Below are 14,706 nucleotides of genomic sequence, written 5' to 3'. Positions count from 1 at the left end.
GCTTCGCCGTCGGGGGCGCGCAGGTGCCGGTCGACGGCGGTGAAGAACTCGCCGGCGGTGCGGCGGGCGACCGAGCCGAGCATGCGCTGCCCGACGCCGCCGATCATGCCGCCGACGACCGCGTCGGCGTCGTAGTCGACGCGCGTCCCCCCGTCCACCTCGCTCAGCCGCACCCGGACGGTGGCGTCGACGGTGCCGGGTGCGCCCTGGCCGCGGGCGCGCAGGACGAAGGCCTCCGGCGGCGAGGGCTCGGCCAGCGCCACCTCTCCCCGGTAGACGCCCTTGAGCGAGGCGACCCCGGCGTTGACGGTCATCCGGTACGTGTCCGGTCCGGTCTCCTCCAGGCGCTCGCAGCCGGGGATGGTGCGTACGAGCACCGCCGGATCCTGCAGCGCGGCCCACACACGGTCTCTGTCGACGCCGATCACGGCGCTGCCTGCGACTTTCACACCGCCACTCTAGAAAGCGACCGGCCCTCGGATAACGGCAACACCTGACCAACGCGGAATGCGTACGTGGTGATCAGGGCTGGCAGGATGGGGCGGCATGTACGGGGGACGGGCGCGAGGGGGCGCGGCGATCGCCGCGGTGCTGCTGGTGACGGGGTGCGCGGCGGAGCCCGCGCGGCAGGCCGGCACGACGGCGCGGGAGAGCGGGGCGGCGCGGGAGAGCGGGGCGGCGACGCCGGGTGAGGCGCAGGGCCCGCCCGGGGTGGTGCCGAGGCCGGGCGAGGTGGGGCGGATCCGCCCGGCGAACGGGCTGCCGCCGGTGATCAGCTCCATCCCGACCAGGCGCAAGGTCGTCTTCCTGACCATCGACGACGGCTGGGAGCAGGACCCGGGGTTCGTCGAGCAGATCCGCGAGCAGCGGATCCCCGTCACGGCGTTCGCCATGCGCGACGCGGTGGAGGCGGAGGGGACGCCGGATCAGTCAGGCGGCGAGGCCCGCTACGTCGGCGCCGGCAAGTGGGGATATTTCCGGCAGCTGCGTGACGCCGGCGTCCCGATCGAGAACCACACCCTCACCCACCCGGACCTCAGCCGCCTCGGCTACGACGCCCAGCGCCGGGAGATCTGCGGCGCCTCGGCGCTCATCAGGAAGCGGACCGGCGCCCGGCCGACCCTGTTCAGGCCGCCGTTCGGCGCCTACGACACCGGCACCCTGCGCGCCGCCGGGAGCTGCGGCGTGCGCGCCGTGCTGATGTGGACCGCGACCGTCCAGCCCGGCGGCAAGATCGCCTACCAGGTGCCCGACAAGCGGCTGCGCCCCGGCGACATCCTGCTGATGCACTTCCGCCCCAACCTGGCCAGGGACTTCCGCGTCCTGGTCAAGAAGATCAAGCGCCGCGGCTACGAGCTGGGCAACCTGCGGGCGTACCTGGACGCCGCCGTCCGCCCAGCGGCGTAGCGGGCGATCAGCCGCACGGGTGACGCGCCCGGGAGGGCCGCGCGGGCATCGTGGACGGGCGTTGTGACAGAGATCGCATCGCATTGCTCTACGGGTTGTAGTACTACTGCAAGTAGACGCACTACAGGCTGTAGAGCTACTGGACGCGGTGAGGGGAAATGGACGCACTGGATCTCGCACGGTGGCAATTCGGGGTGACCACCGTCTACCACTTTCTGTTCGTGCCGCTCACGATCGGCCTGGGCGTCTTCGTGGCGGGGCTGCAGACCGCGTGGCACCGCACCGGGAAGGAGCACTACCTGCGGCTGACGAAGTTCTTCGGGAAGCTGTTCCTGATCAACTTCGCGATGGGCGTGGTCACCGGCATCGTGCAGGAGTTCCAGTTCGGCATGAACTGGTCCGAATACTCGACGTTCGTGGGCGACGTGTTCGGGGCGCCGCTGGCCATGGAGGCGCTGCTGGCGTTCTTCATGGAGTCGACGTTCCTGGGCCTGTGGATCTTCGGCTGGGACCGGCTGCCGAAGCGGGTGCACCTGGCGACGATCTGGGCGGCGGCGATCGGCTCGAACCTCTCGGCGTACTTCATCCTGGCGGCCAACGCGTGGATGAAGCACCCGGTGGGCTACGAGGTCGTCGACGGCAGGGCCAGGATGACCGACCTGTGGGCGGTGCTGACCAACTCCACCGCGCTGGCGCAGGTGCCCCACGTGGTGGGGGCGGCGTTCGTGGTGGCCGGCGGGTTCATCCTGGCGGTGTGCGGCTACTGGCTGCTGCGGACGAAGGCGGAGATGTGGCGCAGCGCGGCGCGCGCGGCGCTGGTCATGACGGCGATCGCGGGCGCGGTCGTGGCCTTCACGGGCGACTCCTCGGCCAGGCTCATGCACGAGCAGCAGCCGATGAAGCTGGCCGCGGCCGAAGGGCTGGAGCGTGACACGGCGGGAGCCGGGTTCTCGATCGTGCCCGGGATCGAGATCCCCAAGGTGCTGAGCTTCCTGTCCACCCACGACGCGGAGGCGACCGTGCAGGGCACCGAGGATCTGCAGGCGCGCTTCGAGAAGGAGTTCGGCCCGGGTGACTACCGGCCGGACCAGACGGTCGTGTTCTGGTCGTTCCGGGTGATGATCGTCTTCGGGATGGCCACCGTGGGGCTGTCGGTGCTGGGGCTGTGGCTGACGCGGCGCAGGCGGGAGCTGCCGCGCCGGCTGGCGCGGGGGCTGTTGCTGGCGCTGCCGCTGCCGCTGCTGGCGGTGACCGCCGGCTGGCTGCTGAGCGAGGTGGGCCGCCAGCCGTGGACGGTCGCGGGCGAGCTGCTGACCGCCTCCAGCGTCTCCCCCGGCGTTTCGCTCGCCGAGGTGGCGACCTCGCTGACGATCTTCACGGTGCTGTACGGCGCGCTGACGGTCGCCGAGGTCGTGCTGCTGGCCAGACACGTCCGCAAGGGCCCCGACGAGCACGAGCCCGTCGCGGCGGCCGAGAAGCTCGAACCGTCCCTGATGTACTGAGGAGCTGATCATGATCGATCTGTGGTTCGTCATCATCGCCTTCCTCTGGACGGGCTACTTCGTCCTGGAGGGCTTCGACTTCGGCGTGGGCCTGCTGGCGCCGTTCGTCAGCCGTACGCCCGCCGAGCAGCGGCAGGCCCTGCAGACCATCGGCCCGGTGTGGGACGGCAACGAGGTGTGGCTGATCACCGCCGTGGGCGCCATGTTCGCCGCCTTCCCCGCCTGGTACGCGGGCATGTTCAGCGGCTTCTACATCCCGGTCCTGCTGGTGCTGGCCGGGCTGATCGTGCGCGGCGTCGGCCTGGAGTGGCGCGGCAAGGTGGCCACGCCGTTCTGGTGCGACCTGGGCATCACGGTCGGCAGCGCGCTGCCCGCGTTCGTGTGGGGCACGATCTTCGCCGACCTGCTGTACGGCAGCGCGGCGGCGGCGCTGCTGGGCGGTGTGTTCTCGCTGGCCGCGTGCCTGCTGCACGGCGCGGTGTTCCTGGCGCTGCGCACCGACGGGCCGGTGCGGCGGCGCGCCAGGACCGCCGCGCTGGCCGTCAGCGTCGTGGTGATCCCGGTGGCCGTGGTGGCGCTGTCCGCCGTCGGCACGATCCCGGCGCTGGCCGCCATGGGGGCCGTGGCGGCGGCGACGGCGCTGGTGTGGCGGCGCCGCGAGGGCTGGGCGTTCACCGCCATGGCGGCGGCGCTCGTGCTGGTGTCGGTGGCGGTGTTCAGCGAGCTCAGGGGCGCGCCGCTGCCGGGCCTGACCCTGGCGGAGGCGGCCTCGGGGCCCTACACGCTGACGATGCTGAGCTGGATCGGGCTGATCGCGCTGCCGTTCGTGCTCGGCTACCAGGGCTGGACGTACTGGGTGTTCAGGAAGCGGGTCCGCCTCCCCGCCGTCAGTAGCCCGCGGGCGTCGTCTGTTTGACGCGGTGGTCGGACAGGTGCAGGTCGCCGTCGAGCGGTCGCTGCAGCTCACGCAGCACCTTGAGGTCGGCCAGCACCGTCCACAGCGGTCCCACCAGATGGGGCTTGTACTCGGGGGCGGTGTCCATCCAGGCGTTCTTGCCGTCCTCGGTGACGAACGTGCTGACGAAGAAGCGGCCGGCGTCGGTCTTGCAGTAGCCGGTGCGGATGTCGGTGGCGTCCACCTGCATCTTGGGCGTGCAGCCGACCTTGGCGGCGAGCTGCTCCACGGTGAGGGGGGCGGCCGGTTCCCGGTTCGCGGCGGCGGCCGCGCCGGCGCCGCCGCCCTCGCCGCCGGGCGTGCACGCGGCGACGAGCCCGGCCAGCAGCGCGAAGGCGGCCAGACGTGGATAAGTCTTCATGTGCGGAGGTACGCAGGAACGGCGGGCGCGGTTCAGCGCAGGATGACGCAGCCCCGCTCGGCCAGTTCACGCAGGACGGGCGGGTCGCCGTCGAGCTTGTTCCAGCGCAGGTCCAGCTTGTCCACGAAGGGCAGGCGGCCGGGCAGCTCGCGCAGCCGGTTGCCGCGCAGGTCCAGGTGGCTGAGCCGGTCCAGTTTCGCCAGCTCGGCGGGGAGCTCGCGCAGTTGGTTGCCGCGCAGGTCGAGCACCCGCAGCTCACCGAGGTCGCCGATGGAGGCGGGCAGCCCGGTCAGCCGGTTGCCCCGCAGGTGCAGCTCGCGCAGACGGCTCAGGCCGCCGATGCTCTCCGGCAGTGCCTCCAGGCGGTTGTTGTAAAGCCGCAGCTCCACCAGGGACGCCATCCGGCCGATCGTGCCGGGCAGCCGGGTGAGGCGGTTGTCGGTCACGTTGAGGTAGGCCAGCCGGTCCAGCGCGCCTAGCGTCCCGGGGATCTCGGTGAGGGTGTTGTCGCTCAGGTAGAGGTAGTCGGTGAGGGGCAGGTCGCCCAGCTCGGCGGGAAGGCCGGTGAGCCGGTTGTGGCCGAGGTCGAGCATGCGCAGCTCGGTCAGGCGGGCGATGGCGGGCGGGATGGCGGTGAGCGCGTTCTCGGCCAGGTTGAGCGATTCGAGCCGGGTCAGCTCCCACACCGCGGCGGGCACGGCGGTCAGCCGGTTGCCGCCCACGGCCAGGTGCCGCAGGTGGGCGGGGAGCCGGTCGGGGATCGACTCGACGGCGTTGCCGTACAGGAAGAGGGTCTCCAGCAGGGGCGGGCACGCCGGGAACGCGGTGAGCGCGTTGCCGTCGAGGTGGAGCGCGCGCAGCGCGGTGAGGGGCGAGAGGTCGGGGAGCGAGCGCAGCCGGTTGCCGTCGAGCCGCAGCTCCTCCAGTGCGGGCAGGCCGGCCACCCACGCGGGCAGCTCGGTCAGCTCGTTCCAGGCGAGGTCGACCAGGCGCGTGTCGCCGGGCACGGCGGGCATGGAGGTCAGGCCCGCGGCCGGTGCGCGCAGCTCGCTCACGCGCCCTCGCGCAAATGGAACAAGTCGGAAGGGGACAACGGCATGCGGTCGATGTTAACGCCCTCCGCGTCCTCGACCGCCGAGGCGATCACCGCCGACACCGGAATGACGCCGGCCTCGCCCGCTCCCTTGATGCCCAGCGGGTTGAGCGGTGACGGCGTCTCCAGGTGGCCGGTCTCGACGGCCGGGATCTCGGTCGCGTACGGCATGAGGAAGTCCATGAACGAGGCGTTGAGCAGCTGCCCGTCGGCGTCGTAGGCCATCCGCTCGTAGAGGGCGCCGCCGATGCCCTGCGCCACTCCCCCGTGGATCTGCCCTTCGACGATCATCGGGTTGATCAGCCGCCCGCAGTCGTGCACCACGGCGTAGCGCACGATCTTGATCTCGGCCGTCTCCGGATCGGTCTCGACGACGGCCGCGTGCATGCCGGCGGCGAACGTGGACCGGATCGGCGAGTAGTAGCCGCGCCCCTCCAGCCCGGGCTCCTCGCCGGGCGCGACCGGCGGCCGGTCGGGGGCGGCGACGCCGGCGAACTGGGTGGCCCGGGCCGTCTCCTCGTCGAAGGCGTAACGCAGCGGGTTGGCCAGCACCGCCACCGTGCCCAGCGGGATCGACGCCGACGGCGCCCCCACGACGTGCACGAGCCCGTCGGTGACCGTCAGGTCGGCCGGGTCGGCCTCCAGCGCGGCGGCGGCGACGCGCAGGGCCTTGCGGCGCACCTCGGCGCAGGCCAGCGCGATCGCGTTGCCGCTCATCACTGCGGCGCGCGAGGCGAACGTGCCGACGGCGTAGCCGAAGCGCCGGGTGTCGCCGGTGACGACGGAGACCCGCTCGATCGGCACGCCCAGCTCGGTGGCGGCGATCTGGGCGAACACCGTCTCGTGCCCCTGCCCCTGCGAGGTGAGCCCGGTGGAGACGTGCACCCGCCCGTCGGAGGTGATCTGCACGTGCCCGCCCTCGTACGGCCCGACGCCGGTGCCCTCGACGTAGCAGCCGATCCCGATGCCCCGGCCGGGCGCGCGCTCGAAGGAGTCCCAGCCGATCAGCTCCTTGACCAGGCGGAGCATCTCGGGGTAGTCGCCGCTGTCGTAGACGAGCGGCCGCCCGTCCTGGAAGGTCATGCCCTGGTCGTACGGGAACTCGTCCGGCTGGATGAGGTTGGCCGCCCGCACCTCGGTCCGGTCCTTGCCCAGATGCCGGGCGATCTTGTCCATCGTGCGTTCCATGCAGAACACGCCCTGCGGCCGCCCCGCCCCCCGGTAGGGCGTGACCTGGACGGTGTTGGTGTAGACGGCGGTGAACTCGACCCGGTACGCCCCGATCTTGTACGGCCCGAGCAGCTGCGTGGACGTGACGATCGGCACGATGATCCCGTACGGCGTGTAGGCGCCGTGGTCGTGCAGGATCGACACGTCCAGGCCGAGCACCCGGCCGTCGTCGTCGAACCCGACCCGCACCCGGTGCACCTGGCCGCGCTCGTGGGCGGCGGCGACGAAGTGCTCGCGCCGGTCCTCGGCCCACTTGACCTCCCGGCCGAGCAGCATGGCCGCCCACGGCACCAGCAGTTCCTCCGGCCACGGGTGCACGATCTTGACGCCGAACCCGCCGCCCACGTCGGGGGCGATGACCTCGACCCGGGGCAGCGGCAGTTCGAGCGCGGCGGCGACGGCCATGCGGACGCTGGTGGAGGTCTGGGTGCTGGAGTAGACGCGCAGGTCGGCGCCGTCCCAGCGGGCGTAGACGCCGCGGCCTTCGAGCGGCATGCTCGCGCTGCGCTCGATGTCGAGCCGGAAGGAGAGCGTGTGCGGGGCCGCGTCGATGGCCTCGCCCGCGCTCCGCCCGGCCGCCGACGGCACCTCCTGCACCAGGTGGGCGCCGACGTTGCCGGGCACGTCGTCGTGCACGAGCCGGGCCCCGCGCGCGGCCTCCTCCAGCCCGGCGACGGGTTCGAGCACCTCGTAGTCGACCTCGATGAGCGCGCAGGCGTCCTCGGCCAGGTAGCGGTCCGCGGCGACGACCATGACGACGGGCTCGCCGACGTGCCGGACGACGTCGCGGGCCAGCGGGCGGGCGGTGCGGCCGTGGGTGAGCGCCGGATGCGGGATGAGCAGCGGCAGCGGGCGGCCGACCCGTTCCGGCAGGTCCTCCCAGGTGTAGACGGCGACGAGGCCCTCGACGTCGAGGGCGGCGCTCACGTCGATGTCGCGGATGCGGGCGTGCGCGTGCGGCGAGCGCACGAACGCGGCGGCGAGCGCGCCGGGGCCGAGGTCGTCGAGGTAGCGGCCCTGCCCGGTGAGCAGCCTGGGGTCCTCCCTGCGCGGCACCGCCTCGCCGAACAGCCGGGTGCTCATGACTCCTCCGCCAGCAGCTCGGCCGCGCGGTGCACGGCCTTGACGATGTTCTGGTAGCCGGTGCAGCGGCACAGGTTGCCCGAGATGCCCTCCCTGATCTCCTCGTCCGTGGGCGCCGGCCGCTCCCGGAGCAGCGCGGTCACCGTACACAGGAAGCCGGGGGTGCAGAACCCGCACTGCAGCGCGTGACACTCGGCGAACGCCCGCTGGACGGGCGAGAGCCCGCCGGGGCCCGCCAGCCCCTCCACGGTGGTGATCTCGCGGCCGTCCACGGTGACGGCGAGCGTCAGGCAGGAGCGGACCGGCTCGCCGTCGAGCAGCACCGTGCAGCAGCCGCACACGCCGTGCTCGCAGCCGACGTGCGTGCCGGTCAGGCCCAGGTCGTGGCGCAGGCAGTCGGACAGCAGCCGCCTGCCCGGCACCCTGGCGCGGCGCGCGGCGCCGTTCACCACCAGCGTGATCTCGTGCTCCGCCGTCATGCCGCCGCCTCCCTGGCCGCCCGTCCGATCGCCCGCTCGACCGCCTGCTCGACCGCCCGCCGGGCCAGCACGCCGGCCAGGTGCAGCCGGTAGGCGGCGGTGGCGTGCACGTCGCCGTCCGGCTCGGCCCGCTCCCGGACGGCGTCCGCGGCGCGCTTCCAGTCGGCGCCGAGATCCACCACGAGAGGTACGGGCCCGACGCCGATACAGGCCAGGCGCGCCGAGGCGACACGCAGGTCGTCGTCCAGCGTCACCACGGCGCAGACGCCGGCCAGCGCGTAGTCGCCATGCCTCCTGGACACCTCCGTGAACGCGGTGCCCGTGCGCGGCGGCAGCGCCGGGAAGCGCGCCGACACGGCCAGCTCGCCCGGCCGCAGCGCCGACTCCATGGGGCCGGTGAAGAACTCGGCGGCGGCCACGTCCCTGGGCGCGGCCCCCGCGCGGGCCAGCCGTACGGAGCCGCCCAGCACGGCCAGCGCGGCGGGCAGCTCGGCGGCCGGGTCGGCGTGCACGAGGCTGCCCACGACCGTGCCCCGGTTGCGGATCACCGGATGGGCGACCAGCCGGAGCGCCTGGCCGAGCAGCGGGTGGACGCCGGCCCGCGCCACCCGCGCGTGCCGGGCCAGCGCGCCGACGGTGACGCCGTCAGGGCCCGCCTCGACCGTGTCGAGCTCCTCCAGCCGGTTGATGTCGATGACGTGCTCGGGGGCGGCCAGGCGCATGTTGAGCATCGGGATGAGGCTCTGGCCGCCCGCGAGCACCTTGCCGCGCGGCCCCGCCCCGGCCAGGACCTCCAGGGCCTCGCCGAGGTCACGGGGCGCGTGATGGCTGAACGGGGGCGGCTTCACCCGGCGTCGCTCCCGATCGGCTGCGGGGCGCGGCGGGCGATGGCGCGCAGCAGGTGCCAGCCGCCCACCACCACGATGGTGCCGAGCGCGATGCCTTCCAGCCTGAAGTCGCCGCCGATCATGTGCTTCACCGGTCCGATCGCCAGGATGATTCCCGCGCCGATCGGGACCATGTTCACCGGGTCCGCGAAATCCACCCGGTTCTCGATCCAGATCTTCGCCCCGAGAAGGCCGATCATGCCGTACAGGATCACGGTGACGCCGCCCAGCACGCCCGCCGGTGTCGCGGAGACCAGCGCCCCGAACTTGGGCACCAGCCCGAACAGGATCGCGATGACGCCGGCGATGTAGTAGGCGGCGGTCGAGTAGACCTTGGTGGCGGCCATGACGCCGATGTTCTCGGCGTAGGTGGTGGTGGGCGAGCCGCCGACGGCGCTGGTGACCATGGTGGCGACGCCGTCGGCGGCGACGGCGCGGCCCACGTACGGGTCGACGTCGGTCTTCGTCATCTCGCCGACGGCCTTGACGTGGCCGATGTTCTCGGCGATGAGCGCGATGACGGCCGGCAGCACCAGCAGGACGGCCGAGGTCTCGAAGCCGGGCCAGTGGAAGTCCGGCCAGCCGAACCACGGCGCGCTGCCGACCTTGCCGAGGTCGACCCGGAAGTGGGCCGCGACCTGGACGGCGCCGTCGTCGTAGGCGGGCACCATGCCGAACAGCCGGTCGGCCGCCCAGGAGAGCACGAAGCCCGCCACGAGGCCGACGAGGATGCCGATCCGGCCGACGAACCCCCTGAACGCCACCACGACCACGAACGTGATCAGCATCGTGACCAGCGCCATCCACTGGTCCTGCGGCCAGTAGGCGTCGGCCACCACGAACGCCAGGCCGAACCCGATGAGCATGACCACCGCACCGGTGACCACCGGCGGGAACACCCGGTTGATCACCTGGACACCCAGGAAGTGCACCGCCAGCCCGGCCAGCGCGAGCACGAGCCCGGCCACCAGGATCGCCCCGGTGACGATCGCGGCCGCGCCCGCCGTGTCGCCGCCGAAGATCGCCCTGATGGCCAGCACGCCGCCCACGAACGACGCGCTGGTGCCCAGGTAACTGGGCACCCTCCCCTTCACGATCAGCAGGAACAGGATCGTCGCGACCCCCGACATCATGATCGCGACATTGGGGTCGAGCCCCATGACGAGCGGGAAGACGAACGTCGCCCCGAACATCGCCACCACGTGCTGGGCCCCGAACCCGGCCATGCGGGGCCAGCTCAGCCGCTCGTCAGGCCGTACGACCTCGCCGGGAGCCAGATGTTTGCCGTCGCCGTGTTTGGTCCACCTCAGAGCCATGCGAGCCCCTCTTCGCCCGGACCGCCTTGCCTCGTTGCGGGCACATTAGGCCCGCCCGCGTGCGCGTACACGGGCATGATCTGCCAAAACTGAGCGGCTGACCAGAGATCAGGCTTCCTGGCGCGGCCGGGCCAGGCGGAGCAGGTGGTAGCCGGCCAGCAGCACGATGGTGCCCAGGGCGATGCCGCTCAGCGCGAACGTGTCGGTGACCGGGAAGGCGACCGGGCCGATCGCGCAGATGATGCCCGCGCCGGTGGGCAGCAGGTTGACCGGCTGGGCCAGGTCGACCTTGTTCTCCATCCAGATCCGGGCGCCGAGCAGGCCGATCATCCCGTACAGGATCGTGGTGACGCCGCCGAGCACGCCGCCCGGGGTGGCCGCGATGAGCGCGCCGAACTTGGGGCACAGGCCGAACAGGATCGCGATCACGGCCGCGACGTAGTAGGCGGCCGTGGAGTAGACGCGGGTGGCGGCCATGACGCCGATGTTCTCGGCGTAGGTGGTGGTGGCGGAGCCGCCCACGGACGTGGCGACCACCGTGCCGACGCCGTCGGCCAGGACGGCCCGGCCCATGTAGGCGTCGACGTCGGTCCGCGTCATCTCGCCGACGGCCTTGACGTGGCCGACGTTCTCCGCGATGAGCGCGATCACCACCGGCAGCACCAGCACGACGGCCGACACCTCGAACGCCGGCCCGTGCAGCTCCGGCAGCCCGAACCAGTCGGCCTCGGCGACCGCGGACAGGTCCACCCGGAAGTGCGTGGTAACCGTCCCGCCCGCGTCCGGCGCCGTGATCATCCCTCCCACCAGGTCCCACACGTACGACAGCGCGAACCCGGACACGAGGCCGAGCAGCACGCCGATCCGGCCGACGAACCCGCGCGACACCCCGACGAACACCAGCGTCGCCACCATGGTCAGCAACGCCACCCACGGATCCTGCGGCCAGTAGTTGTCCGCGGCCACGTACGCCATGCCGAACCCGATGAGCATCACCACGCCGCCGGTCACCACCGGCGGGAACACCCGGTGGATGATCCGCACCCCCAGCAGGTGGATCGCCAGCCCCGCGCCCGCCAGCACGACGCCGACGACCAGCAGCGCGCCGGTCACGGTCGCGCTGTCACCGCCGCCCGCGCGGATCGCCACCACCGCGCCCACGAACGACGCGCTCGACCCGACGTAGCTCGGCACCTTGCCCTGCACGATCAGCAGGAAGATGATCGTCGCGACGCCCGACATCATCACGGCCAGGTTCGCGTCCAGCCCCATGAGCAGCGGGAACACGAACGTCGCGCCGAACATGGCGATGACGTGCTGTGCCCCGATCCCCGCCGTCCTGGGCCAGGACAGCCGCTCGTCCGGCCTGACCACCTCGCCCGGCGCCAGCCTCTTGCCGTCACCGTGCAGTTTCCACCCGAGCGCCATCCGTGCCCGTCCTCTCCGTCGTTCCGGAGAGCACAATAGGGGGTGACCTGCGGTGTCAGTTCACGCGGATCTCGAAGCCGTCGCCGCTCACCAGCTGGCCGGCGCGGATCTTGCAGGTCTTCCTGAGCTCCACCTCGCCGTCGACCAGCACCATGCCCTCGGCGATCAGGTGCTTGGCCATGCCGCCCGTCTCGGTGATCCCGCAGTATTTCAGCAGGTCACACAGCGGGATGTAGTCGGAGCGCAGTTCGAAGTCCACGGGCAGCAAGCCTAGATGCAGGCTAGATGCCCCGCATCCGCAGCACGTGCAGGGCCAGGGTGAGGTTGAGGCGCAGATGGGGGTCGTCGGTGAAGTTGCCCAGCAGGCGCTCCAGCTTGCCGATGCGGTAGCGGAGCGTGTTGTAGTGGAAGTGCAGCCGCCTGGCGGTCTCGGCCACGTTGAGGTTCGTCTCCAGCAGCACCTGCAGGGTGCGGCGCAGGTCGGCGTTCTCGGCGTCGGCGTCGGCCGACAGCGGCCCGAGCGTCTCCCTGACGAACGCGTGCAGCTCGTCGGTGTCGCTGACCAGCGACAGCAGCCGGTAGACGCCGAGCTGGTCGAAGTGCGCGACGGCGCCGGGGCCGTGCAGCTGCCGGCCGACACGGGCCGCCTTGAGCGCCTGCGTGTAGGCCTCGGGCAGCGTCGCCGTGCCCAGGCTCGGACGTGAGGTGCCGGTGGAGAACGTGGCCGGCGGCACGTCGGCGAACGCCGCCGCGGCGTCCCTGGCGATCCTGGACGCGTCCACCGCCGCGTCCACCACCGCCACCACCTCGTGCGAGAAGCCCGCGACCGCGCCGCGCGGGTCGTGGCGGCGCATCGCGGCCATCCAGCAGGTGACCAGGCGGTCCTGGGCGGTGCGCTCGTCGCTGTCGGGGTCGAGCTCGGCCACCAGGACGGTGACGGGCCGCTCCAGATCCCAGCCGAACGCCCGCGCCCTGGTCGCGACCCGCTCGGCCGTCCCGGCCCGGCCGGTGAGCACGTCACGCAGGAAGTCGGCCCGGTACTTGGACTCGACGGCGTTGACCGCCTCCTGCCGGGTGACGGCGAGCGCCGCGACGGTGGCCGCCCGCTCCAGGATGCCGACGTCGCTGTCGCGGATCGTTCCCGCCGGGCTGTAGGCGACGATCCGGCCGTGATGGTGCCCGCCCGCCATCACCGGCACCGACGCCAGCACCCGGCCCCGGGCGGCGGCGGCCCCCGCGACGGCGGGCGCCGCCGGCGGCGGGCCCTCGCGGCCGATCGACTCGCGCAGCGCCGCGACGTGGTCCTGCGGGCCCGCCGCCGCCAGCACCCGGCCACGCCCGTCGACCGCCGCCACCGACACGTCGAGCAGCGCCGCCACCTCGGCGGTCACCTCGTCCAGCCCGCCGCCGGCCAGCACCACCTGCACCAGCACCCGGTGCGCCTCCTCGGCCCGCACCAGCACCGCGGCCTGCCGGTTGAGGATGTCGGTCAGCACCTGGTTGAGGATGTCGTCGAAGCCGACGTCGTTCGGCAGCAGGATGAGCGGGAAGCCGAGCCGCTCGGCCTGCTCGGCCATCTCCGCCGGGAGCTCGTCCACGTAGCGGCCGAGCTTGATCGCCAGCGCCGCCAGCCCGCGCTCGTCCAGGTCGGCGACCAGGCGGCCGAGCGACTGCGGCGTGTTGCGCAACGGGTAGCCGGTGGTCAGCAGCAGCTCGTGCGGCTTGACCCAGGCCAGGATGTCGGGCACCTCCATGACGTTCAGGCGCTGCACGATGCGGCCCAGCCCGCTCTCCCCCGCGATCAGCCGCGCGTCCGCGAGCGTCGACACGCCCAGCACCTCTCCGACGGACACACCGTGAATGATCGTTCCGGTGCTGGCGAGACGGACCGGGGGCTCCATGGGGTGATTGTGACCTGAGAACCGTCTGGCAGGAAGAGCCAACCTTCCCGTGGACTGTTGGCAAATTTCTCCGTACGGAGGGTTGCCGGGCCGTTCTACGGTCAGATCCAGGGTCGGCAGGGAGGTCCGGTGACCGTCGGTACTCACGCGGGGCGAGTACGCGCCCACGTCACGGGTGCCGCCAGCGCGGCCGTGCGGCCCGTCCTGGAGGCGCCCAGACGGCCCGCCCGGGTGCTGGCGGCGTTCCCCGCCGGCGTCTACCTGGAGGTCAGGACCGACCTGGAGCCGTCGGTGATCGCCGTCATCACGGCCGCGGCGTCCCGGCTGCCCAACTCGGTGCTGCTCTCCGGCCCGCTGCCGCACGTCACGGTGGGTGACGACGCCTACGTCGGCGACGGGTCCGTCGAGCTCGGCCGCCTCAGCCTGCGCGCCCGCCGCTGGTGGAACCCCGCCCCGCCGCTCGGCCCGGTCGACCCGGTACGGCTGGCCGGGGCGTCCATGCGTCATCCGCCGGCGTCCCCCGCCCTCGCCGGCCACGACGCCGTCGAACTCCTGGCCGCCAGTTGCGCCTCCGGCCGCCTGCTCGGCGCGGTCACCGCCGCCGAACGGCTCGTCGGACTCGGCCCCGGCCTGACGCCCAGCGGCGACGACGTGCTCGCCGGGCTGCTCGTGACGCTCCGGCACCTGGGCGCCGCCACCGGCACGGACCGGGCGGTCCGGCTCGCCGGCTGGCTCGCGGCGGCCGTCACCTACGACGCCCGTACCCGCACCACGCCCATCTCCGCGACGCTCCTGCACTGCGCGGCGCGCGGCCAGGCCGGGCCCGAGGTCGTCGCCGTCCTGCGCGCCCTCGCCGGCCGGCAGCCGCTCGAACCGGCCCTGCTCCGCCTGCACGCCCTCGGCCACACCTCCGGCGCCGACCTCGCCCAGGGCATCGCCATCGGCCTCGACGCCGTCCTCAGCCTCGGCAGCCACCGATGACCCCGCCCCCTCCCCCCCCCCCCCCTTCTACCCATCTCCCACCCCCCCACCCCGCACCACATCTCGTATGCCCTCTTCTCCTT

The 14,706-nt window shown here is 72.8% G+C and carries 14 protein-coding genes; 4 read left to right on the top strand and 10 right to left on the bottom strand.

Translation table 11 applies throughout. The features are described 5' to 3' along the window. Nucleotides 1-449, bottom strand: a 449-nt coding sequence (locus ADY59_RS41620; RefSeq protein ID WP_049575033.1) for an SRPBCC family protein, incomplete at its 3' end; no start/stop codon positions are given. Nucleotides 450-546: 97 nt separating this feature from the next. On the opposite strand from ADY59_RS41620, the gene ADY59_RS41615 reads away from it, so the two are divergent. The 3 genes from ADY59_RS41615 (at nucleotide 547) to cydB (ending at nucleotide 3,825) form a co-directional block, all read left to right on the top strand. Then, nucleotides 547-1,407, top strand: a complete 861-nt coding sequence (locus ADY59_RS41615) for a polysaccharide deacetylase family protein (protein ID WP_082310803.1) — start codon at nucleotides 547-549, stop codon at nucleotides 1,405-1,407. Between the two features lie 158 nt (nucleotides 1,408-1,565). Further along, nucleotides 1,566-2,909: a cytochrome ubiquinol oxidase subunit I gene (locus tag ADY59_RS41610; protein ID WP_049575023.1), complete on the top strand. Its 1,344-nt coding sequence runs from the start codon at nucleotides 1,566-1,568 to the stop codon at nucleotides 2,907-2,909. A gap of 10 nt (nucleotides 2,910-2,919) precedes the next feature. Further along, a complete protein-coding gene (gene cydB, locus ADY59_RS41605; RefSeq protein ID WP_049575022.1) occupies nucleotides 2,920-3,825 on the top strand; it encodes a cytochrome d ubiquinol oxidase subunit II in 906 nt (301 codons plus the stop codon). Here the strand turns inward: cydB and ADY59_RS41600 are convergent. The 9 genes from ADY59_RS41600 to ADY59_RS41560 form a co-directional block, all read right to left on the bottom strand. Then, a complete protein-coding gene (locus ADY59_RS41600) occupies nucleotides 3,797-4,225 on the bottom strand; it encodes a hypothetical protein (RefSeq protein WP_049575019.1) in 429 nt (142 codons plus the stop codon). The genes cydB and ADY59_RS41600 overlap by 29 nt on opposite strands. A gap of 32 nt (nucleotides 4,226-4,257) precedes the next feature. Beyond that, a complete protein-coding gene (locus ADY59_RS41595; protein WP_231619147.1) occupies nucleotides 4,258-5,280 on the bottom strand; it encodes a leucine-rich repeat domain-containing protein in 1,023 nt (340 codons plus the stop codon). After that, a complete protein-coding gene (cutA, locus tag ADY59_RS41590) occupies nucleotides 5,277-7,631 on the bottom strand; it encodes an aerobic carbon-monoxide dehydrogenase large subunit (RefSeq protein ID WP_049575016.1) in 2,355 nt (784 codons plus the stop codon). Before cutA ends, ADY59_RS41595 begins: the two co-directional genes overlap by 4 nt. Beyond that, nucleotides 7,628-8,110, bottom strand: a complete 483-nt coding sequence (locus ADY59_RS41585; RefSeq protein ID WP_049575014.1) for a (2Fe-2S)-binding protein — start codon at nucleotides 8,108-8,110, stop codon at nucleotides 7,628-7,630. The genes cutA and ADY59_RS41585 overlap by 4 nt, the downstream gene beginning before the upstream one ends. Continuing rightward, nucleotides 8,107-8,958 (bottom strand): FAD binding domain-containing protein, encoded by an 852-nt coding sequence (locus tag ADY59_RS41580; protein WP_049575011.1) that lies wholly within the window; start codon nucleotides 8,956-8,958, stop codon nucleotides 8,107-8,109. Before ADY59_RS41580 ends, ADY59_RS41585 begins: the two co-directional genes overlap by 4 nt. Next, nucleotides 8,955-10,313: a uracil-xanthine permease family protein gene (locus ADY59_RS41575; RefSeq protein ID WP_049575008.1), complete on the bottom strand. Its 1,359-nt coding sequence runs from the start codon at nucleotides 10,311-10,313 to the stop codon at nucleotides 8,955-8,957. The genes ADY59_RS41580 and ADY59_RS41575 overlap by 4 nt, the downstream gene beginning before the upstream one ends. A 108-nt stretch (nucleotides 10,314-10,421) precedes the next feature. Then, a complete protein-coding gene (locus ADY59_RS41570; protein WP_049575006.1) occupies nucleotides 10,422-11,741 on the bottom strand; it encodes a uracil-xanthine permease family protein in 1,320 nt (439 codons plus the stop codon). A 55-nt stretch (nucleotides 11,742-11,796) separates the two neighbouring features. After that, on the bottom strand, nucleotides 11,797-12,000 hold the full coding sequence (locus tag ADY59_RS41565; RefSeq protein ID WP_231619146.1) for an RNA-binding S4 domain-containing protein: 204 nt from the start codon (nucleotides 11,998-12,000) through the stop codon (nucleotides 11,797-11,799). A gap of 22 nt (nucleotides 12,001-12,022) precedes the next feature. Beyond that, nucleotides 12,023-13,642: a PucR family transcriptional regulator gene (locus ADY59_RS41560; RefSeq protein ID WP_049575003.1), complete on the bottom strand. Its 1,620-nt coding sequence runs from the start codon at nucleotides 13,640-13,642 to the stop codon at nucleotides 12,023-12,025. A 129-nt stretch (nucleotides 13,643-13,771) separates the two neighbouring features. On the opposite strand from ADY59_RS41560, the gene ADY59_RS53590 reads away from it, so the two are divergent. After that, complete coding sequence (locus ADY59_RS53590; RefSeq protein ID WP_049575001.1) at nucleotides 13,772-14,623, top strand: DUF2877 domain-containing protein; 852 nt, start codon at nucleotides 13,772-13,774, stop codon at nucleotides 14,621-14,623. Nucleotides 14,624-14,706: the final 83 nt, after the last annotated feature.

Origin of the sequence: Nonomuraea sp. SBT364 (assembly GCF_001083785.1) — a bacterium.
Classification (GTDB): Bacteria; Actinomycetota; Actinomycetes; order Streptosporangiales; family Streptosporangiaceae; genus Nonomuraea.
This window is presented reverse-complemented; position numbering and strand designations above follow the sequence as displayed.

Bases quoted from the DNA above. Each gene is read 5' to 3' on its own strand.
- ADY59_RS41570 (WP_049575006.1), bottom strand. From the start codon at position 11,741: ATGGCGCTCGGGTGGAAACTGCACGGTGACGGCAAGAGGCTGGCGCCG.
- cydB (WP_049575022.1), top strand. From the start codon at position 2,920: ATGATCGATCTGTGGTTCGTCATCATCGCCTTCCTCTGGACGGGCTAC.
- ADY59_RS41610 (WP_049575023.1), top strand. From the start codon at position 1,566: ATGGACGCACTGGATCTCGCACGGTGGCAATTCGGGGTGACCACCGTC.
- ADY59_RS41600 (WP_049575019.1), bottom strand. From the start codon at position 4,225: ATGAAGACTTATCCACGTCTGGCCGCCTTCGCGCTGCTGGCCGGGCTC.
- cutA (WP_049575016.1), bottom strand. From the start codon at position 7,631: ATGAGCACCCGGCTGTTCGGCGAGGCGGTGCCGCGCAGGGAGGACCCC.
- ADY59_RS41560 (WP_049575003.1), bottom strand. From the start codon at position 13,642: ATGGAGCCCCCGGTCCGTCTCGCCAGCACCGGAACGATCATTCACGGT.
- ADY59_RS41585 (WP_049575014.1), bottom strand. From the start codon at position 8,110: ATGACGGCGGAGCACGAGATCACGCTGGTGGTGAACGGCGCCGCGCGC.
- ADY59_RS41575 (WP_049575008.1), bottom strand. From the start codon at position 10,313: ATGGCTCTGAGGTGGACCAAACACGGCGACGGCAAACATCTGGCTCCC.
- ADY59_RS41615 (WP_082310803.1), top strand. From the start codon at position 547: ATGTACGGGGGACGGGCGCGAGGGGGCGCGGCGATCGCCGCGGTGCTG.